Genomic DNA, 21,299 nt, shown 5'->3' on the forward strand with positions numbered 1-21,299 from the left:
GATAATTTGAATATGCGTCATAAATCATTTCAAATAAATTCACAGGAACTTCATCTAAACTTTTATAATCTACATTATTAGTGATTAGCATAGGTTTGTTTACATCAATATTGTAATTTATTCCTTTATAGTTTAACTGTTCGGTTTTAGTTAATTGATTGTTTTGAAGATCAGCTAATATTATAAATGATTGAGGTATATAATTTTCATCGTATTTATTGTAAAATTTATTTTTCATTGAAAGAATTTCAAATTTTGACATTAAAGCCTCTGGCGATCCTGATACACGTTTAAGGAACTCAAAAATGGTAAGTGCTGGTGAAAGTGCTATCGAGTATCTTTGAGTATTATAAAGTATACAACGATGCCCTATATTATATGTATATTCAAATTTCTCTAGCGTTCGAATATTTATGAGATTGTAGTTGATTAGATTTCTTAAGATGAACACTAAAGCTATATGTGAATAATTATCTTCTATAAATATATCTGAGTCAGAATTAATTTTTACTACTTGATTTGCTATACATTTTGCTATCTCATTCACATTATCAAAATGGAAAATTTCCTTACTGTAAAATTTATCTATATAGCCTGAAAAATCAACATCAGCACCATATTTAGCATGAAAGATTTTTCTGATATTTTCAATGTCGCAGACCAATATTGTTTTATCAAACTTAAACTTGTGCTCATTGCCCCCACAGAAATCATTATGAGCTGAAAAAATATTGAGTATTCTGAATATGTGTTCTGGGTCTATACGGTCTAGATCATCTATAACTAAAACGGCTTCTTTGTGGTTTTCTTCTTCTTCTTTTGCATTTGAAATCAGAGTCTGTATAATTTGGGTAATTATATTACTTTCATAAATAGAACCCTGCTTTTGTGATAGCCCAGTTATAAACTTTTCTATTTCTTTATCTTCTTGGATAGGGTCACTTTCTTGAAATTGTTTAATATTTTCTCTTAATTTTAAGAGCTGGTTGATTATATCTGTTTGGAAACATACTTTTTCTGCCGTTGAAAGGATATTTCCAATAATGGAGCCTAAGTTATTTTTGATATAATAATAGGTCGCTACCGAAGTTGATATTTTACATTCTTTTAAGTCGCATGCAACCTTTCCTAATAATTGCAATAGGATGTCTGCTTTAATGTATTCAAATATATCTTCATTGTTGGCTACAGAATAATTTACAGGAGTAAGAATAATTGGTATATATTCCTTAGGGTGTTGATTATTGAAAAAGTCGTTGATGAAGTAAGATTTTCCAATCCCATAAATACCAGAGAAAATAATATTGTTATTGTTTTCTTCTAATAAAAATTGCTGGAATCTTTCGGATTCACTTTTGATGCTTATTTCCATGTTTTATTTTGTTTAGAAATTCTGCTTTCAAATATACACAAAGAAATAACTGAATCAAAATCCTACTGACAACTACCTGTCAGTGCTTTGCATATACCCGGCAACTGCTTTGTGGCGGTTATCGGGTAAATTTGTTTCTGTAACGCAAATACTGAGAAATATGGAAGTAATTTACAGAAAAACAGAGACTTTAAAAAGGCTGGAAAATAACCCTCGTTCCATAACGAAGGAACAACTGGCTAAGCTACAAGAATCCATACAAAAGAATCCGGATTACTTTGAAGCTCGACCGATTATCCTTTCTGATCGTACTGGAGAACTGGTCATTATTGCAGGGAACCAGCGCTATGAAGCATGTGTTCAGCTTGGAATTCAAGAAGTCCCAACTGTTCTTATTCCGAATCTGACAGAGGAGCGCGAGCGTGAAATCATTATCCGCGATAATGTCAGCAATGGACAATGGGATATGACACGTTTGTTTGAATGGGATTGTCGTGAGTTGATGGAGTGGGGCTTGGACGGTATCAGCTTCCCTGAGATGAATGATTTCTCTAATGAGATAGAAGATACTCATAACGTACTCCGGAATGAAAATTATGAAGCTGGAGCGCATATCAAGTACCTGGCATTTGAGGGGTATAAGATACCGATAACTGATATAGAACTTGAAGGACTGAAACAGCGGGCCAATGAGTATCTGGAAGAGAATGGTGTAATGATTGGCTTTGTCAATAATCTGTTGGGAGTATGATGGAGTATATAGATATATCGGTATTGAATCCTGCAGAATATAACCCGAGGTTACTTACTCCGGAAGCTCAGGAGAATTTGAAGAAGTCAATAATAGAGCTTGGCATTATCAAGCCTATCATTATCCGTAGGTCTGACAATCGTATTATGGCAGGGCATCAGCGTACTAAGACAATGAAGCTGCTGGGATATACCCATGTGCCGGCATTTATCCTCGATGGGGTAAACTCAACCGATGAGGTACGTTTTAATCAGCTTCACAACTATGCAGAATGTGAGGTATCTGAAATACAACCAGACATTCATGTGGCTCTTCCTGCTGGTGCCGAAGGTTTTTTTACTGTTCCGAATAAGGATATCACTCTTATAACAAAAGGAGGGAATAACTCTCGTGTGGTGGACCTTACGAAAATGATTCTTCGGTATGGGCAGTTTGCCAATGCTGTATGCGATCACACTGGTAAGGTTATAATTTCTACCGTATATGCCAAGACGGTAAAACTTTTGGGAATGGATCTGCTTGTTTATGTCCTTCCGGAAGGAAAGGATGAACTGGCTTTATCCTATTTCTCGAAAGAGTATGGGGTGTTTGAGTATTCCCACTTGGAGAGAAAGACTTATATACAGTCTTTTGCACAAAAGGCGCGCTTACGCCAAAAGAATGGAGTTCCGAGCAGTAGAAGCCATTCGACCTTATATGAGTCTTTAGTAATCCCCAATATAACAAAAGAGACACGTGTACTTGATTTCGGGGCTGGCCAAAAGGATTATGTGACTATGTTGCAGAAGAAAGGATATCGGATTGACGCTATTGAGTTCTTCCATCGTAAGGATGGAGCTGATATCATAGATGAGAAGGAGATACGTCAGGATTGTACAGCTCTTTGCAGAACTCTGTCGGAATATGGACTGTATGATGTGGTCGTATGTGATAGTGTACTGAACTCAGTAAATTCTCTTGAGGATGAAAAGAATGTTTTGCTTACTCTTTCTGCTTTGTGTAAGCCTGGAGGTAAGATTTTCTGGTCTGGCATTCCATTATTGTTTGTCCAGAAGTCATCTGAAAGGAAAGAAACTCATGACTATCGTTCGAAGGCGGTATTCCTCGATGCTAATAACTTCACAGCTAACTTCCGTTTTGGAGAATGGTATTTCCAGCATTATCATTCAACCGCTGACGTGGTCCGTCTGAACAAGGCTTATATCGGTGATACATTTGAAATCTTTGAAAGAGGTGTTCCGGTTGGCCAAGAACGAGAGCTTCGCGGATCTTCATTCCAGGTTATGACGGTTAATGAGCGGAAAGCGAAAAAGGAGGATTACATGAAGGCATTACAAGCAGAGTTTACTCTTCCACTTCCTAATAATAGAAGATGGGATTTGGATAAAGACATATTACCAATATTTGAAAAGTTATAATAATGGCTGCACCTAAGGGAAATCAGTTTTGGATGTTGAGAAGTAAGCATGGCAGAGATAAGCTCTTTGCCACGCCGGAACTTCTATGGGAAGCAGCGTGTGAATATTTCCAATGGTGCGATGAAAATCCTTGGACTACCCGAAAGGCAGTAAAGAAGACTGTTCCGGTTAGAGTGGCTAAGGGAAATGAAATCATAACGGAGAACCAGCAGCATACTCAGCAGGAAGTTACCCCAACATCAAGACCGTACTCTCTCATGGGATTATGCGTGTATTTAGGTGCTTCTACAAGGTGGTGGAGTAGCTTTCGGGATGATTGTATAAATAAAGGGGATGAAGATTTTCTGCAAGTCATCGCGCGTGTGGAGGAAACCATCAAGACGCAGCAGTTCGAAGGGGCTTGTGTTGGGGCTTTCAATGCAAACATCATTGCACGTACTTTGGGATTGGCTGACAAGCAGGAAGTGGACCATACAACACAAGGAAAACCGTTCAAAGGATTTGATTTTCTTCCGTATACTCCGGAAGCTGATAAATTGAAGTGATATGGAGCAAAAGGTCAATTTAAAACAACGGTTGGCATACAACTATCTTCGCGATGACGTAACGAAGTACCTGCTGTATGGTGGTGCCGGAGGTGGTGGCAAATCATGGTTAGGCTGTGAATGGCTTATGCAGTGTGGCTACTACCTTCCTGGTACGCGTTGGTTTGTTGGCCGAAATAATTTGAAAGATAGCCGTCAGTCTGTTGCTGTAACCTTTGATAAGGTTGCAAAGCAGCATGGCTTTACTGCATATAAGTCAACGGATGAGGGTATAAGTTTTGATAATGGCTCCGAGATAATCTTTCTAGACCTCACTTATTATCCTGTAAAAGACCCGATGTATGAGCGTTTAGGTTCAAAAGAGTACACCGGAGGATGGATTGAGGAAGCTGGTGAGGTGCATTATCTTGCCTTTGAGGTTCTAAAAACTCGTATCGGACGCCATATGAATGATGTATATAATGTGCCAGGGAAGATACTTATTACCTGTAACCCGAAGAAGAACTGGCTTTACCGTGACTTCTACAAACCGTGGAAAGAAGGTAAGCTAAAAGAACCGTATGCTTTCATTCAAGCTTTGGTGCAGGATAATCCTTGGGCTACGGCAGACTATATCGAGAGCTTGCGTAACACGAAAGACCGAGTTACAAAAGAACGTCTGTACTTCGGAAACTGGGAGTATGACAATGATCCGACTGCCTTGTGTGACTATGATGCTATTTGTGACTTGTTTACAAATGATTTTGTTACTCCTGCAGGTGAATCTACCGGTTCTGCCGACCTTGCGATGAAGGGGCGTGACCGTTTTGTGGCCGGACACTGGAAAGGGAATGTATGCTATATCAAATTGGACCAGGAGTATAGTACTGGGAAATCCATTGAGACAGACTTGAAGCGTATGATGATAGAGTGTTCAATTCCTCGCAGTAAGATGATAGCGGACTCTGATGGTTTGGGTAGTTATCTTGAAAGCTATCTGAACGGAATCAAGGAGTTTCATGGAGGAACTCAGCCTCTCAATAAGGAGTTTGACAACCTAAAGTCTGAGTGTGCCTTTAAGCTGGCTGAGATGGTTAACAATAGACTGCTTCGTATAGTTTGCTCAGAAGCACAACGGGAGCGAATTGTCGAAGAGTTGTCTGTTCTCAAGCAGGCGCATATTGATGCAGATACTCGGAAGAAAGGGATAATCAGCAAAGAAAAGATGAAGGAAATATTGGGTCATTCTCCTGACTATTTGGATATGCTGATTATGGCTATGTATTTCCGAATTAAACCAATGATTCACAGACCTAAAGCTAAAGTTGGAAGGATATGACATTATATGAGTTTATTAAGATAAGTGATTTAGCTTCGGATATGGAAGCTTTACAGCAAAGAATGGAAGCTTTACCGAAACCGTATTCTGTTTGCCATAGAAAAACACCGGAGACGCTGAACGATTTGACAATGGGTGAGCTTATGCAATTACAGTCTATTGCTACAGGTAAAGATTTCTTGTTTATTCCATGCAGATTACTGTTGTCTATCAATGAGAGTAGATTGCTCAAGGCTGATGCAGTGGAGGTATTGGGCTTTGTATATTGGGTGGCTAAAGAAGTCAAGCGTATTAATAAGCTGTTTGCATCGACCTCTGTTCCTCCAACTCCCGAAGAAAAGCAAGCAGGAGTGGACCGGCTGAATTTTGGGTTGTTTGGGCTGCTTGACTATTATGCTCAAAGAATGGGAATAACAGATCATGAGGCGGTAGAATATGTTCCGTGGATACGTGTATATAAGTGCTTGGATATGGATGCTAAGAAAGTGCTGTTTGAACGGAGATTAAGAAAAAACCTAAACAAAAATAAGAAATGATGACGGTAGAACAGAAAATCAAAAGTGTTGTCGATAAGATGGCTGGTGTGACTTACATCTTTGACAATTGGCAGACTGCAAACATACGGCTTGACAAGCTTCCTCTTCCTGCTGTATTAAATCTTCTCCCAGTTAGTGGGGCATTAAGTTTGGGCATGACACAGCTAAAAGATTATCCGAATTGTATGATAGCTTTTATGGATAAGTCAGACTTCGACTTTGATGGGACAGAGAATGATTCAGTAATCGAAAGGTGTAAGAATATGGCTAAGGAGTTTGTCCTAAATCTGAACCGTTCCGGATTATTCGAGCAGGTAACAGGTGATATCCCTTATTCTGTATTTTACGACAAGTTGAGTGTGAATGTAACAGGAATCACTATTTCCTTGCAGCTAAAGGAGCTCTCAGGAACAGTATTGTGCCCAACGAAAAGCGTGGAGGAAATAGTCTATGGAAAGTCTAAGGAGTGATGTAATTCGGATTGTCTGTGATGAACTAGAGGGACTCAAGGGGCGAATTATTGCCAGACATGAAGCTGCGGGACAAGTTGCTTCTGGAGCAACTCGTGACAGTTTAGTGGTAGAGGAAACTGAGGATGGAGCCATCTTGTGGGGGCGTCAGGCTTTTGGCGTTTTGGAAACCGGAAGAAAATCAGGTAAGGTGCCAAAAGGATTTTACAAAATAATTGAGCAGTGGATGGAGGATAAGGGTATCAAGGTAAATCGTCCTAAATCTTTTGCTTATCTAGTTGCCCGAAAGATTGCCAGTGAAGGAACACAGTTGTATCGGTCTGGTCAGAAGGAGGATATATATTCTTCTGATATGGAAGACACCATTGAAGTAATTATGAGTAGAATATTGAGAGTGTTTGATGCAGAAGTAGAACATATTAATTTGAATTTCAATGAGGAAGAGCGAGTTTAGTGGAGTAACAGTTGAATATCCGGATATGATAGCCTTTGCTTTCAATCCAATAATTATTAATGTTTACGGAAAGACTTTTGATTGGGTAAAAGTTACGGTAGAAGATGTTCAGAGTGGTGTATCGTATGAAGAGAGTAGGGAAATGTATGGGGATTCAGTGTTCTTTGATATTTCTTCCTATGTGCAAGGATTCTTTGATGCGTTAGAAAGTACTATAATAGATTATTCTCAAAAAGCAGTATCGGATAGTAAGTTAGGGCGTAAATTAGATATCAGTATAGATGTACCGAATGATAGTTTCTGTTTTTCTGTATTTGTGATTTGGGGAGTGATGAGAATAGGAGAACGATTTAATGGAAGTCGGAAGTTGACTTGGTTTAAGAATTATCCATTTTCAGTGAGTATGTATTCTGCTACAATTGGTAATGTAGAGGTTATTGTTGACGGTAAACAAGCGGAGCCGATTGTACTGGCAGGACAAGGGTTGTGGAACTTAATCCCAATAGATATTAATGCTACTACTACACTTGTGTTCAACCTTCCGGGAAATGAATTTTCAGCTTCTGTATTTGATCATACATTCGATGTCCCGTTTAAAGAACTTATGAATACTCCTACAAAAATTGAGTGTACAATTGATAACAGTGAGTGTGGGATATATCTTCGATGGATTAATAGACACGGCATGTATTGTTATTGGTTGTTTCTCCCAGGAGAAGAGACTAGACAGGTGAGCAATGATGGAGAGTTTATTAGAAACATTATGCAGAGTTATAGTTTTATTAGTGGATATCATGGGGGATCAGGGCGACATCAGCGTAAAAGTGAGAGTATAACTCTTCCTGTTTGTGCTTCATTGGTAGATAGTGATACTTATAATTTTCTATTCGAACTTGCAACCTCCCCTGTTGTGGATATGTTCTGCGGATATCAAGATGGAGTTGCTCAGTGGATGGGTGTTAATGTGTCTGTAGAGAATTATGTGAAAACATCAGCTTCTTTGCAGGATTTTGTGTGTACAATAGTCCTTCCTGAACTTAATTTACAAAGCCTATGAAAAACGAACTTTACATTGACAATAAGGCAGTGGATATTGATGATAATACCAATATTACATTGAATTTCAAGAGCAATCTTTTCACAGAGGTTAGCAAGATTGTAAGTAATAATACATATAGTATAAAGTTGCCAATGACTGTGAGAAACCGCAAGGTAATAGAGCATGCACACCTTCCGGCATGTAGTACACGGTTTCCACGCATCAACCATAAAGGCAGATATTTACGTAATGGTGTGGAAATTGTTTCGGATGCTAGTGTTACGTTGATGGAAGTTTCCGATACAATAGATGTAGCAATGGCGTGGGGAAATGTATCTGCTTTTGCTGAAATTGTCAATGGAGATAGAACATTGCAAGACTTGTCTTATGGCATGGTGGAAAATGAGGATTATATTGTGTGGAGTAAGGAACTGAGTAATTCACCCCGTTTGCCTTGGTTGAGTTATGGATTTAAGAATGATGAACCTAATGCATGGTTTCATCCAGCTGTTTCCGCTAAATGGATATTGGACAAGATAAGTAAAGATAGTGGAGTGAAATTTGTTATTCCTGAATCCAGACAGGGTTTTGTAGAGCGATTGGTTATACCATTGCTGACAAGAAATGATGCAGATAGACAGTCTGAAAGTAATCAAGTTTCATTGCAATATGAGAATTGGTATAATGTACTAGAGTCTGAGGAAAATCCATATGGGCGAAGTCGCTTGCTTTTAGGATTTGCTCTAAACGAGGAAAGTAATTATTATCTTAAATGGGATTATAGATTCATTTCCGGTAAAAAATTGATTTGTAAGATTGGTTCAAAATATAAAAAAATAGATGTACATGTGTCTTTTGATGTGACATTAATATTAATAAATTCAGATAATAACTTTGAGGATTTTGAATTTGGCATGTACAATGAGTATCACAACAGAATGGAGCAAATATTTACCCCAGTCCGTACGGAAAATTTGGGCCAGGATGGGCAAGGAGAGTATAGGCGAAGAGTTATATATAGAGTAGATGATGATATTGTACTGAGTGATCAAGAATTATTGTGGTTTGAGGTTTCTACAAATTACACATCCATAAGGATTCAAGTTGAATCATGTAATTCTCTTTCTTTAAAGCCTAAAGCCAATCAAATATATGTATCTGCTAATAGAGAAACATCAGAGTATGTAAATCGTTTCTATTATGTTCCTAATCTTCCGGATATTAAACAGATAGACTTTATTAAGGCGATATCTTCTCTATGTGGGATGTTTGCTATACCGGATTCTGATGGAATACGTTTTATTACGATGGATGAGATTGTATCTAACAAGTCTAAAGCACTCAACTGGACCAAAAGGGTTGTAGCATCTTATTCTCAGAATAGACCAAAGATACTATCCTTTAGCCTTGATAACTTTGCGCAGAAAAACATTTACAAGTGGAAGGATGATGATGAAGGGAAGAATGATGGGATAATCTATGTTGATGATAAGACATTGGACGAAGAAGAGGAAGTAATAACTCTTCCATTTGCTGCTTCTGAGATTAAAAGTTCTCGAACTGGGCCATATACAGAGATTCCTTTGTACTCGTATAATGAAAATGGAGAATTGGAGTATAATGATAATCTGATACCTCGACTTTTGGTCATGGAAAATCAGACAATTGCCACATTCGAAGGTATGGATTGGGTAAGTATTATAGCAACGCAATACAAGACCTATCAGGAAGAGGTTCGAGAACCTAAGGTAATAACAGAGCTAATAGAGATTCCGGACTATGAACTGAAGAAGTTGGATATGTCTGTCCCTATTTACTTGGGACAATATGGCAAGTTCTATGCTATTATTAGCATTAAAGCAGAGAAGACCGGTATATGTGAGTGCAAATTATTTCAACTTTAAATTATGGCAGAAAAACAAGAAAAAATCCTTGATATTAAGGTTAACTATAGTGAGGCTATAAAGGCAATTGCTGAATACCAAACCAAGATAGACGAAGCGCGAGCTGCAGAGGTACAATTGAAAAAGCAATTAAAGAATGGAGAAATATCTCGCCAGCAGTATAATGAAGAAATAGCAGCTTCCAAAGCATATATAGCAGACTGTAATGATTCAATACGGGTAATTACAAAAACTATGCAGAATCAGATTAAGCAGGAGAAAGCTCAAGAAAATAGCCTTGTATCTCTACGTGCCCAGTTATCCAATCTGACTGCGGAATATGATGCGCTATCGGAGGCTGAAAGAAAGGGAGCCAGAGGTACAGATTTGAAGGATAAGATAAATGATATTACTGATGCGATTAAGGGTAGCGAGGAAGAAACTCAGCGTTATTATCGCAATGTAGGTAATTATGAGCAGGCTATCAAGAATGCTGTAGCTAGCAACGTTCCCTTTATTGGATCTTTGATGGATGTCCAAGAGGAAATGGGAGGTATACAGAAAGCAACACTGGCTGCAGGAACTGCAGTAAAGAACTTTTCAAAGTCTTTGCTCGCATTGTTGGCCAATCCAATTGTAGCTGTTATTTCTGCCATAGCTGTGGTTATTATGGCTGTTGCCAAGGGTATTAAATCTAGTGAGGAAAATACTAATCGTTGGAACGCTGTATTGGCTCCAATGAAAATGGTGTTGGATGGGATAGGAAAAGTATTGCAGGTTGTGGCAAGTAGTATTCTATCTGTTGTAGAAGCTGGAGGAAAAATGGCAAAATGGATTAATACTCAGTTAGAAAAGATTCCAGTTTTAGGGAAATATATTGCATCGGTTAATAAAGAGAATGAAAGATATATCGCTATGGCAAAGGAGCAGGCAGCAATAGATCGTGATACACGTAATCTGCAGGTGCAGAATGCTAAGAATGCGCTTACTATTGCAACATTGAAGGCTAAGGCTGATGATGAGTTGAATGTCTCAGCTAAAGAACGTATGGAGGCTATTAGAGAAGCTAATCGTTTGGAAGAGGAAGCCAGTAAGAAGAATTATGAGCTGGCTAAAAGACGATATGAACTAATGGTGCAGCAGAATGCAATGGCCGATAATACCAAAGAAACAAATGATGCCATTGCTCAAGCAGAGGTGGAAATGTACAATGCACTTACCGAATATCAGGATAAAAGAGGTGAGTTATTGGGCAGAGAAGTGTCGTTGGCGAATGAGATAAAGTCTGCTGAAAAAGAGAGAGCAGATGCAGCAAAAGAGGCTAAGCAGGTTGAGTTGGAAGCAGTGAGAGCTGCTGAGGATGCTATGCTTGCACTGGTGAAGGATAAACGTGAGCAGGCGAGAAAGGAGATAGAACTGAACTATTCTCGTCAGATTGAAGACCTTCAGATTCGTTTGAAGCAGGAAGAGAATCTTACTGTTAAAGCAAGGGAAGCCATCAATAGTCAGATTGTTTCTCTGGAACAACAGAAGAATGTGGAGTTACAGAAACTGTCTGATGAAGAACTTCAAAGAGAGATAGATGAACGCACAAAACTTATTTCTCTGCAACTTGAAGCTGTTAAGGAAGGAAGTGAACAGGAGTATCAATTGAGATTACAACAATTAGCTGCCCAGCGTGATGCTGAGCTCTCAGACAAGGAACTGACCGAGCAGATGAAGCTGGCTATTGTAGATAAATACAATAAGCTGTTTGATGATTTGGCGCTGCAACATGAGCAGGATATATCTGCAAAACAGCAGGAGGCTGTCCGCTTGAGGATGGAGAATGAAATCATGCAGATGCAGCAATCTGGAGCAAGTGAGTTAGAGATACTTCAGGCACAGGCTTCCCAGAAGTTAGAGTTACTGAATAGCATACAGCAACAGGAAGGAGAAAGTGAGCAGGAGTTTCTGAACCGTAAGCTTTTGGCTAATCAAGAATACATTGATGCTAAGCAAGCTATATCAGAAAAAGAAATTGAAATTGAACAGACAAAATTTGAAGCTATAGAGACAATAACTTCAGGTTTGTCTTCAGCTTTTGATGCATTAGGGGAATCCAATAGAGGGTTTGCTATTTTGAGTAAAACACTTGCGTTAGCAGAAATTGCAATTAATACGGGTAAGGCTATAGCTGCAGGTGTGGCACAGGCTCAGTCGGTACCGTTCCCTGCTAATATCGCAGCAATAGCCACTACAATTGCCACCATATTAACTAACATAACAACAGCAATTAATACGGTAAAAAGTGCTAAATTTGCAACAGGTGGTTTAGTTACCGGTCCAGGTACAGGAACAAGTGATAGTGTTCCGGCTCAACTTAGTAATGGGGAATCGGTAATTACGGCCAGAGCCACCTCTATGTTTGCCCCAATTCTCTCATCATTCAATATGATGGGTGGGGGAGTTCCTATTAATGTTGCACAGTCAAGTAGTCAATCTATTGGAGAAGATATGTTGGCCAGAGCCGTAGCAAAAGGTATGTTGATGGCACCTGCCCCACAGGTTTCGGTAGAGGAGTTTACTTCGGTCGCAAATAAAGTTAAATTCTTAGAGAGTAACGGTAGCTTATGAATGCATATGAATTTCTGACAACTCATAAGGGGGTGATGGAGCAATTACAAACACTTCCAGTGCAACCGTCAGATGTAAGATATTTGGAATTGTTTAAGGACTATCAGCGTCTTACAAGTGAAGGACACAAGAAAACTTATATACTGCAGTATCTTGCCGATGAATACAATGTCGATGAGAGAACCATATATAGGATTGTGAAGAAATTTTCTACAAAAGTGGAGATGTGATGTATGAGGTGGGCAGAGGCTCACCTCTTTTTTTGTGAAAAATGACTGACAGGGCGTGTCAGTGCTATTGGTCTAATAAATTCTTATAGCCATATCCTGTTTCTTACCTTTGTTTCAAACGATTACAAGATATGGCTAAATTATTCATCAACAAAGACATTGTAGCAGATTCCGATAAGATGGAAAACTGGTATCTGACCGGAGTAGATGGAATGTCATTTTCAGATGTTCAGGATTTTCTGGGTTGGGTTACTCCAGATGATAATCACATTGACATAGAACTTCATTCATGCGGTGGTGATGTAGCCGAGGGATATGCTATCTATGATGCTTTACGTGCTACTGGTAAGGAGATTTCTGCTACTGTAGTGGGAAGATGTGCATCCATGGCAACAGTTATTCTGCTGGCTGCTCCTATTGAGCGAAGAAAAATGTATCCACACGCAAAGATTCTGATTCATTCTCCCTTTTGTCCTGGAATTGAGGGTTCTTTGGATATTTCTGCTTTGGAATCACTTAAAGCAGGATTAGAAGCTGAGAGAGAAAGAATGTTGTCGCTTTATGTCGAACGATGCGGAGTCGACCGGAGTCTTCTGGAAGAACAAATGGCAAAAGAAACGTGGTTCGGTGGAGAAATTGCCAAACAATTGGGATTTGTCAGTGAAGTAATTATGCCGAAGTCGGCTAAAGTATCAACTAAAACAATAATTATGAGTAAAGAAAATGAAATGACTGTAAAGAAGTCCTTGTTTGAGCGCATTCTTGCTAAAGCAGGTTATGAGAAAATTGAGGATGTGCCAGCTGTCGCTTTAGAGTTGACAACGGCGGGTGGCGATACATTGACAGTAGAGCGTGAAGAAGGTGATCCTCAAGTGGGAGATAAGGCTTCTCCTGATGGAGAACATGTAATGCCGGATGGTAAGACTATTGTGGTTACTGATGGTGTAATTACAGAAATCCGTGACGCTGATGGGGGAAATGAAGACAATGAAGCACGCATCGCGGAGTTAGAGCGGCAGGTCGCAGAATTAACAGCCAATGCCAAAACGGAAGATGAACAGAGGATTTTGGATGCTGTAGCAAAAGCGGGAGGTATTGAAAAACTCACAAAAGCTGCAGCCAGCAAGTATGTACCGGCTGGCCGTGCTCCTCAGGTACCAGGAAGAACGGAGGTAAAACATGAGAGCAAGATCGACAAGAAGCTTGCAGCTATTCGTGAAAAGAACAAACAAAGATTTAGTAAATAGTAAGTATGGCAAATGAAAGAATTACTTGGGGGCAGTTATCGAGTCTGACTCCTGACAACGGAGCTATTAGAAGTCTCCGAGAATTGTTGGTTATGACTAACTTCCTTGATGAGGAATTAGAACGTTTCTTTACCCTTCGTCAGAATGTGCACAATGGCGATAAATTGGGATGGGTTGGTGATATGGATGATATCGGTTGGAAAGGTTCCGGCTGTAATCCCAGCTATAAGAAGGCTAATATCAATTTTGCAGAGAAGGAATGGAAAATTGGAGACTGGCAGATTCCTTTGCAGTGGTGTTATACTGATTTACAGAACACTATTGCTGAATATTGCTTGAAAACTGGAACTGATATTGGTGATTTGTCTTCTACCGAATATATGGATGATATCGTTTATCCGGCAATGGACTTGGCCGTGAAACATATGCTGTGGCGATTTATCTGGTTTGGGGATACGGAGGCGCAAAATGCAACATCTTCGGGTCAGATTACAGATGGTGTGGATGTGGAACTGTTCAAGACAGCGGACGGATTCTGGAAGCAATTGTTTGCTATAGGTGCAGCCAACGCAGGTCAGAAAACAGCAATTGAGGCTAATAATCAAGAATCAACAGCTTTGCAGTTCAGTAAACTGAAAGAAGCAGGAGTTGCTATCAGTATTTTTGATGGTATTCTTGAAAATGCTGATTCACGTATTGCATCAATGGACGGTGCCGGCATCTTCTGTACCAAATCACTTTGCGATGCTCTTGCAAAAGACCTAAAGCGTGAATACAAGGAAATCCTTACATGGGAACAAATATTCAAAGGGTTGGACGTAACAGAGTATAACGGTACATTGGTTTACCGGGTATCCATATGGGACAGATTCATCCAGAAGTATCAGAATAACGGTACTAAACTAAATCTTCCGCATCGTGCTGTATTTGGTTCACCTAAGCAGTTGTTTGTTGGTACTCCAGCTAACCAGATTATGTCAGATCTTGATATCTGGTTCGATCGTAAAGAACGTGTTAATTACTTGTATTCTACTGGTAAGATTGGCTGTCTGATTGGTGAAGATAATCTGTTCCAGATGGCTTATTAAAGAAAGGGGGAACTATGGCAGGAATTTGTGATAATTTACTGAAACAGGACATCGCACCATCGTGCGATGATCCTATTGTTCCTGGATTTGAACAGGAAGGAGTTATCGTCAACCGTAAGGATATTGATTTCAGTGCATCCACATTTAACTCTACCCGCAAGAATGTGCTGGAAGCTATGGCTCTTAAAACAGGGAAGAAGGGATACAAGGTTTTGGCGATGGGTTCACAGCCTTTCAATGGCACCGGAACTGCATTTGCGGCCGGAACATATCGGAATACCTTCACACACACTGTCGCTTTTGTTGTGTTGGATGATGGCCCGGACGTAAGGGAGAATATCATCGACGGTTTGGCCAACGGTGAGTTTGTAGTGGTGCTTGAAAATAAGTATAAAGGCATGGGTAAGACAAATCCAGGCGATTGTGCTTTCCAGGTGTATGGATGGTATCAAGGGCTGAAGCCTACTGAAATGTCAGATGGAAAGTATTCGGAAGATACGGAAGGTGGTTGGATGGTTACAATGCAGGAAACAAAATCTCCTAAGTCTGGTATCTATCTTTTCAAAACATCGTATGAAGCTACGGATACTCTTGTGCAAACGCTGCTTACAGAAGCTGAATGATTATGGATGTAATTGATGTGGTTAATAGGTTGAAGGAATTGGGAAGTATATCTTCCCTTTCTCCTTCTGAAAAAACAGAAATTGAGAAGTTGTACAATGATGTACTTGATAAAAAATTTACACGTACATCATGTAGTGACTGTTATCATGATGCTGTGATTGAAACAATGTTATACCTTAAAAAACATGGAAAGATGAAGGAAAAATCAGAATATAAATTGAAAAATGGGGTACTTCTGCAGATGGAGTTTGGAAGCTCTAATTTTTATACAAATGATAATCTTACTAATGATATTGCAGAGGAATACCTTGTGAAGTATCCCGGTAATGCGAATTATTTTTCCAAGATGCCGGATGATTGGCAGGAAAGAGTGAATAATCGTGGTAAGGCTTATGATCCACAACTGCTGGAAAATGTAAAACTGGCATTAGAAGATGGGGTATCGGTCGATTCCATTTTAGAAGAATTTATGACCTATAAGGTGAATGGACGAAAAGTAACAAAGAAGTTGCTGAATGAATACATAAAAGAAGCTTCTTCCATTATTGTTTCAGAACAGAAGGAAGAAATTCCTGAAAAAGATGCAGATGATACAGGAGAAGGCGAAAAGATAGAGGAATAAACTTAAACTCACGGAATTTATGAGAGTACATGATTTGAAAAAGAAGAGCGGCACTCGTTTTAAAACCAATTATCAGCAAGCTCTTGGAATACAGACTTATGGGGAAGATAATCTTTATCCTCAGACATTCCGGAACATTGTAGCTGCTAGCTCCACTGCTTCAGAGTGTGCTGACCGATTCGCTGATTTCATTGAAGGTAATGGATTCCGTGAGATTACTTTTTCTGAATATACAGTAAACCGGAAAGGAGAGACTGCAGATGATATCCACTCACTCGTGTGTCGTGATATGGCTGACTTTAATGGGGTTGCTTTGCATGTTAATTATAACATTTACGGTGAGATTGTAGAGCTTCATCATATTCCCTTTGAGAACTGTCGAATGGTTGAGCCTGATGATAATGGCTATGTTTCCAAGATTGCTGTTCATCCCGATTGGACAGGTCAGAAAACGCGTAAAGGCAGAGCTATTCAGGTGAAGAAAGAGAATATTGATTACATTGATGTGTTTAATCCTTTAAAGTCAGTAGTCCTTTCACAAATAGAAGCTGCTGGAGGTATTGAGTATTACAAAGGACAGGTACTTTGGGTGTCAATGGCTGGGAAAGATACTTATCCGACGGGAAAAGGTGACCGTGTAGTAACAGAAATGAGCACCGATGAAGGTTTGGCAAATGTAAAATACAGGAATGTCCGTAATAATTTCTTCCCAGGTTCCATAATTTTCACAAAGAGAGGCTCTAATATCACTTATGATAATGAAGGGAATGAGGTAAAGGTTCAAGATGACGATGATAGTTTTACCGATACCCTCTTACAGCTTCAAGGGGATACGAATTGTGGTAAAATCATGGAGGTTACGCTTGAAAACGAAGAGGAAAAGCCTGAAGTTGTTCCTTTGAACTCTCAGAATTATGATAAAGAGTTTACCGTGACAGATTCAAGTGTAGTTGAGCGTATATATTCGGCATATGGTCAGGAACCATGGTATTGTATCCGCGTGGGTAAGGTTGGGTTCTCTGGCGATATTTTGGAAGATGCCTTCGAGTACTATAATTCTATCGTTAGTAAGCAGCAGCGTTTGATAGAAAGAATATTTGACCGCATATTCCGCTATTGGTATGAAGTAGCTAATCCCACTAATGATTTTTCAGTTCAACCTTTAAAGTATGTAAGAAATGCAGGAGTATCTAATAACAACATCTGAGGTATCTATTCTTTCTCGCACGATGTCAATACATATTGATGACGAGAAAATTGAAACTTATTTGCGGGAATCTGAAAGTATTGACATAAAGTCTGCCTTGGGAGATGCGCTTTATCTTGACGTGAAAGAGAATCCGGAAAAGTACGAGGTGTTGCTCGATGGTGGCGTCTATGAAACGGAAAACGGGGATAAGAAATTGCTAACCGGATTAAAAACGGCATTGGCATACTATACCTATGCGCGTATCGTGAAGAATGGCGATAGCAACATTACTCGACATGGCTTTATGCAGCCAGAAAACGAGTATGGTAGTAGACCGGATTTTAAAGAAAAAGTTATGGTATATGACGATGCTTTTGCTATTGCTGACCGCTATCTGAAGGAATGTGTACTGTTTTTGAATGAAAATAACGATGAATATCCCCTTTATAAAGGGGAAGGGAAAATAAAGGCAAACAGAACCGTATATAGAGTAATAGGAGACTGATATGGCTGAAAGTATTGATGCATTAAAGAGGCTGGCACAACAGGTTCGAAATGCTGGACAAGAAGGTGAGAATACAGCAGAGCGTGTTGGACGTGTATTAGTAGGAACGATTGAAAATATTGAACTAACGACCACAAAATTTAAAGGTTATTTTACTAGTGTCGGTAGTCTTACAGATAAGTATTCTAATCCTTTGCAAGGTGATTTTGCTTGGGTAGGTGAATCTTATCCTGGAACCGTATACGATGTGGTTAATGATCAATGGCATGATACCGGTGCTGCTCCAGATATTGGTAGTGTGGATTTGGCTGACTACTACAAGAGATCAGATATTGACTCGATGAAGGAGGTTGTTAAATCAGTAACGGAAGTGACAATATGAAAAAGATTAGAATCGGAAAAGATATCGTCATTGAGTGGGCTGTCCTGACGAATGGTGAGAAGATAAGTCTTGAGGGCAGGGATTTGAAACTGGTACTAATTTCCCCTTTGGGAAGAAAGACAGTCTTGCCACTGACTGTATCTGGTAATGTCTTGCATTCACGAGTGAATGGAGTTGACCAGCATTATTTAGGGAAGTATAGACTGACGCTATGGGAGAATTTTGGCAAGATTAACCAGAGTGCCGTTGATGAGTGCAATGCTTATCAGTTGGTAGCTACCAGCTGTGAAGAGGCAATATCTGATATTGGTCTTGCTTCTGCTATTCTTAATCTGAGTACGGATACGAATGTGGAGATATATTTCGAGGTTGTAAAAAATACGAATGAGATAAATATATAATTATGGCAGCAGATATTATAAAAATGAAGGGCAGTGATGGAAAAGTGCAATATCCTGTTACAAGTAGTGAGGCTGTGGGCATGAGTGATGGTAGCGGGAATCTAGACAAGACGCTTGCCACGTTAGATAATGGGAAAAAAAAATATGTATTTTCTGATAGTGTTAATGCAAATTTATCAATTCCCGAAATTTACATAAGAAATATTACAAATTATGGGAGTGAGTTGGTATGTGAGATTATATGGGGAACATCATCTATAGGTGTAACTCTTTATAGAGATAGCACAATAATTGCAGCCTATTACGATATTGAGGATTATAATAATATAAGAAAAATTGTATATCTTTCTGCTTATAAAGGTAGCGGAATTGATGCTTACGTATTAATAGATTTAGTTAATTTTACAGAATTAACAAGAAGGCAAAGATTTATTATTAAAGGAGAGTATGCTACAAAAATAGAATTTTCTCCAACTCTAAGATTACATCTGTATAGTCCTGATATCAATAATATTTCTTTTTTATCTGAACTCGCTCAACGGTCTAAAGAACAAAGTGATTCCTTGTTTTTTACAGAAACTGATAAAGAAGATAGTGTGTTAGGGTATTATTATAAATATAGTAATAAACAATATACTCAAGATGCTTATAACGGATTTACATGTGATTTTTATACAGTCAAAGAAGGTGAATCAATAAGAGTATATGGTTATAAAAAAGGAACTTCTGTTGCATTAATTGCTTTGCTTTCCAGTAAAGCGGCATTAAATGCAGAGTATGTGTATGAAGCAGGAGATAGTAATTCTGATTTTACAGAAGTCGATAAAGTTTTACTTATACCTAAAGGTATAACGTATGTCGGAATTTCTAGGCCTACTAATAACGCCGATAATCCTATTAAATTGTATTCTGTTGGTAATACAAATAGATTAGACACAATAGAAAAAGATATAAAAAATATACAACAATGGCAAAGTATCTCTACATCTAATGTGGCTGGAAAGAAGCTATTGTCTATCGGCGATAGCACATCTGCTGCCAAGCAATATCAACCGATAATGCAAAGATTATTAGGATTGGCTAATGTAAGATATCAAGTTAAAGGAGGGATAGGATTAATACAGATGGTAGACGGTGATGGAGCTGTCCCTCCACCCGATTTTGACCCAGATACTGATACTGGAGGGAAATTATATCCAATGACTAAAGAAACGGTTAAGGATATTGATATAATAGTCTTTTGGGGTCCATATAACGATATATCTCTCATTACTAATGTAGGTGTATCTTCTGACATGTATCCTAATCAAGACACACTATGGGCAAAAATGAATTATGTATTTAAAAGAACATATGAATGCTTAAAAGAAGCCAAAAATATGAGATGTAAAATATTTTGGATGGGGATACATTGTCATGGTAATTATCCGTATGCATCTCAAACAGCTTATGATAATAGGGGGGGAGATGGAACTAATAGTTTTGATTTTTCGGAAAAGGTAAAAGAAATATGTGGTTATCACAGTATTCAATATATAGACCTTATTAATAATTTGGGTATCAACAAATATAATTGGAATGATTTTCAGAAAGCTAACACCAATACAAATCAATCATATATTGGTTATACGCAAGGGAGGGGAGCTAATGACAAAGATAGTTTTCCGACATTAGAGGATTTGCAAGCCTTTGGATCTCCACAAACAAATGATAGAGCGCATGTTGAAACAGATGGTAATGATTTTCGTAAGTACAACGGCTCAATTTGGGAAATTGAAAAAAATGTATGGTCAGATTATAGACCTTGGCTTCCTGACCATTTGCATTTAAATAACAATGGTTATTCTATGGTTGGAGCATTTTGCGCCACTATTATTAATCAGTATTACACTTTGTAGAGTAACTCGGTAAGTTTCATTTTATGTATAACTTATGAAGGTTGGGAAACAAATGAATATCTTAACAAAGTTGTGTTGGCTGTAATATTAAGCCTTTGCATTTTTTATGTAAAGGCTTAATTTGTAATATGTAGATTGCAAAATAGTGTGGATGTAAATGTAACTATGAATTTTATTATTAATATTATTATCAATTATAGTTTAATTAATAGACTAAATTTTATATTACATATTATTTTATCATATTTGTGGTGAACTAATGCCTGGTAAAAATAACTATAATCAATATTCTTTTTTATGATATTATCATTTGCTAATTCATTTATTGATTTTGCTCCTATAAAGTCAATGCTACGTATTGCCATATCATGTAAGACGCCGGATTCTATAGAATATATTAGTACGATGGTTCATGATGCACAATCGTTGCAAATATCATCAGACAATATATCTAAAATAGATAGAACTGTATTTACCTATTCTGTCTTCTTGTCGGAAAATGGAGAAGAGGTAATAAGTGATATGAATCCTCAAAAAATGGAGATTGAAGAGTTAGAAAAATTACTTAGTTTTTTCGAAGAATATTGATTATATGCTTGAACGTTTATATGATTTAAATAGGGGACAATTGTCGGTTACTTGGAATAAATCTCGGTTAAACAAATATTCCGATAGCCGTAAACAGATTTTTCACGAGAAACTAGGTAAGTT

At 38.4% G+C, this 21,299-nt stretch carries 22 protein-coding genes; 21 read left to right on the forward strand and 1 reads right to left on the reverse strand.

Going from position 1 to position 21,299, the window contains the following annotated elements; translation table 11 throughout:
• The coding region (locus O6P32_RS13155) for a P-loop NTPase fold protein (protein ID WP_269878976.1) at positions 1-1,372 on the reverse strand (1,372 nt) is incomplete at its 3' end.
• A 160-nt stretch (positions 1,373-1,532) separates the two neighbouring features.
• Between O6P32_RS13155 and O6P32_RS13160 the strand changes: the two genes are divergently transcribed.
• From O6P32_RS13160 to O6P32_RS13260, 21 genes are all read left to right on the forward strand, one after another.
• A complete protein-coding gene (locus O6P32_RS13160) occupies positions 1,533-2,123 on the forward strand; it encodes a ParB N-terminal domain-containing protein (RefSeq protein ID WP_269878978.1) in 591 nt (196 codons plus the stop codon).
• Positions 2,120-3,541: a ParB N-terminal domain-containing protein gene (locus O6P32_RS13165; RefSeq protein WP_269878980.1), complete on the forward strand. Its 1,422-nt coding sequence runs from the start codon at positions 2,120-2,122 to the stop codon at positions 3,539-3,541. The genes O6P32_RS13160 and O6P32_RS13165 overlap by 4 nt, the downstream gene beginning before the upstream one ends.
• 2 nt (positions 3,542-3,543) lie before the next feature.
• A complete protein-coding gene (locus tag O6P32_RS13170) occupies positions 3,544-4,086 on the forward strand; it encodes a DNA-packaging protein (protein WP_269878982.1) in 543 nt (180 codons plus the stop codon).
• Position 4,087: 1 nt separating this feature from the next.
• Positions 4,088-5,404 carry a phage terminase large subunit gene (locus O6P32_RS13175; RefSeq protein ID WP_269878984.1) on the forward strand — a complete coding sequence of 439 codons (1,317 nt, stop codon included), beginning with the start codon at positions 4,088-4,090 and terminating at the stop codon, positions 5,402-5,404.
• Complete coding sequence (locus tag O6P32_RS13180; RefSeq protein ID WP_269878986.1) at positions 5,401-5,940, forward strand: hypothetical protein; 540 nt, start codon at positions 5,401-5,403, stop codon at positions 5,938-5,940. Before O6P32_RS13175 ends, O6P32_RS13180 begins: the two co-directional genes overlap by 4 nt.
• A complete protein-coding gene (locus O6P32_RS13185) occupies positions 5,937-6,410 on the forward strand; it encodes a hypothetical protein (protein ID WP_269878988.1) in 474 nt (157 codons plus the stop codon). Before O6P32_RS13180 ends, O6P32_RS13185 begins: the two co-directional genes overlap by 4 nt.
• Positions 6,391-6,864 carry a hypothetical protein gene (locus tag O6P32_RS13190; RefSeq protein WP_269878990.1) on the forward strand — a complete coding sequence of 158 codons (474 nt, stop codon included), beginning with the start codon at positions 6,391-6,393 and terminating at the stop codon, positions 6,862-6,864. The genes O6P32_RS13185 and O6P32_RS13190 overlap by 20 nt, the downstream gene beginning before the upstream one ends.
• Positions 6,845-7,921: a hypothetical protein gene (locus tag O6P32_RS13195; RefSeq protein WP_269878992.1), complete on the forward strand. Its 1,077-nt coding sequence runs from the start codon at positions 6,845-6,847 to the stop codon at positions 7,919-7,921. The genes O6P32_RS13190 and O6P32_RS13195 overlap by 20 nt, the downstream gene beginning before the upstream one ends.
• Complete coding sequence (locus O6P32_RS13200; protein WP_269878993.1) at positions 7,918-9,807, forward strand: hypothetical protein; 1,890 nt, start codon at positions 7,918-7,920, stop codon at positions 9,805-9,807. The genes O6P32_RS13195 and O6P32_RS13200 overlap by 4 nt, the downstream gene beginning before the upstream one ends.
• Positions 9,808-9,810: 3 nt before the next feature.
• On the forward strand, positions 9,811-12,402 hold the full coding sequence (locus tag O6P32_RS13205; RefSeq protein WP_269878995.1) for a coiled-coil domain-containing protein: 2,592 nt from the start codon (positions 9,811-9,813) through the stop codon (positions 12,400-12,402).
• Complete coding sequence (locus O6P32_RS13210) at positions 12,399-12,632, forward strand: hypothetical protein (protein ID WP_269878996.1); 234 nt, start codon at positions 12,399-12,401, stop codon at positions 12,630-12,632. The genes O6P32_RS13205 and O6P32_RS13210 overlap by 4 nt, the downstream gene beginning before the upstream one ends.
• A gap of 131 nt (positions 12,633-12,763) precedes the next feature.
• Positions 12,764-13,879, forward strand: a complete 1,116-nt coding sequence (locus O6P32_RS13215) for a Clp protease ClpP (RefSeq protein ID WP_269878997.1) — start codon at positions 12,764-12,766, stop codon at positions 13,877-13,879.
• Between the two features lie 5 nt (positions 13,880-13,884).
• A complete protein-coding gene (locus O6P32_RS13220) occupies positions 13,885-14,967 on the forward strand; it encodes a hypothetical protein (protein WP_269878998.1) in 1,083 nt (360 codons plus the stop codon).
• A gap of 14 nt (positions 14,968-14,981) precedes the next feature.
• Positions 14,982-15,590, forward strand: a complete 609-nt coding sequence (locus O6P32_RS13225; RefSeq protein WP_269878999.1) for a hypothetical protein — start codon at positions 14,982-14,984, stop codon at positions 15,588-15,590.
• Positions 15,591-15,592: 2 nt separating this feature from the next.
• Positions 15,593-16,213: a hypothetical protein gene (locus O6P32_RS13230; RefSeq protein WP_269879000.1), complete on the forward strand. Its 621-nt coding sequence runs from the start codon at positions 15,593-15,595 to the stop codon at positions 16,211-16,213.
• A gap of 19 nt (positions 16,214-16,232) precedes the next feature.
• On the forward strand, positions 16,233-17,420 hold the full coding sequence (locus tag O6P32_RS13235; RefSeq protein ID WP_269879001.1) for a hypothetical protein: 1,188 nt from the start codon (positions 16,233-16,235) through the stop codon (positions 17,418-17,420).
• A gap of 22 nt (positions 17,421-17,442) precedes the next feature.
• Entirely contained in the window at positions 17,443-17,907 is a 465-nt protein-coding gene (locus O6P32_RS13240) for a DUF6712 family protein (protein ID WP_269879002.1), read from the forward strand.
• Between the two features lies 1 nt (position 17,908).
• Positions 17,909-18,289, forward strand: coding sequence for a hypothetical protein (locus tag O6P32_RS13245; protein WP_269879003.1), 381 nt, complete (start codon positions 17,909-17,911; stop codon positions 18,287-18,289).
• On the forward strand, positions 18,286-18,690 hold the full coding sequence (locus O6P32_RS13250; protein WP_269879004.1) for a hypothetical protein: 405 nt from the start codon (positions 18,286-18,288) through the stop codon (positions 18,688-18,690). Before O6P32_RS13245 ends, O6P32_RS13250 begins: the two co-directional genes overlap by 4 nt.
• A gap of 2 nt (positions 18,691-18,692) precedes the next feature.
• On the forward strand, positions 18,693-20,588 hold the full coding sequence (locus tag O6P32_RS13255) for a hypothetical protein (RefSeq protein ID WP_269879005.1): 1,896 nt from the start codon (positions 18,693-18,695) through the stop codon (positions 20,586-20,588).
• 297 nt (positions 20,589-20,885) lie between these two features.
• Positions 20,886-21,176 carry a hypothetical protein gene (locus tag O6P32_RS13260; protein ID WP_269879006.1) on the forward strand — a complete coding sequence of 97 codons (291 nt, stop codon included), beginning with the start codon at positions 20,886-20,888 and terminating at the stop codon, positions 21,174-21,176.
• Positions 21,177-21,299 lie beyond the last annotated feature (123 nt).

The sequence above is a fragment of the Phocaeicola acetigenes genome, assembly GCF_027529745.1.
GTDB lineage: Bacteria > Bacteroidota > Bacteroidia > Bacteroidales > Bacteroidaceae > Phocaeicola > Phocaeicola acetigenes.